General features: G+C 63.6%; 1 pseudogene. It reads left to right on the forward strand.

From position 1 onward, the window contains the following. Nucleotides 1–110, forward strand: a pseudogene (locus GYA94_RS26770) (glutathione S-transferase); the annotation flags it as partial. Between the last annotated feature and the right edge of the window lie 159 nt (nt 111–269).

Raw genomic sequence — 269 nt, forward strand, 5'->3', positions numbered from 1 at the left:
TGTCGCTGGAGCCGTATGCCTACGTACGTAGCTGGCTGGCGCGGATCGAGGCATTGCCGGGCTTCGTACCGATGCCCCGCACCGTCATCGGGCTGCAGACCAGCGTCTGATCCCCTGCGAGGAACGCCACCATGCAACAGTCCCCCGATCACCGCCCCTCGCCTTGGCATGCGGGCGAGAAAACCCTGCAGGAAAAGGTCGGAGTAGCAGAGCGCATGGAGGCGTTCGGGCAAAAGGTCATTCGTGACTACATGCCTGACCAGCACCGC

The organism is Pseudomonas juntendi, assembly GCF_009932375.1.
GTDB classification, from domain to species: domain Bacteria; phylum Pseudomonadota; class Gammaproteobacteria; order Pseudomonadales; family Pseudomonadaceae; genus Aquipseudomonas; species Aquipseudomonas juntendi.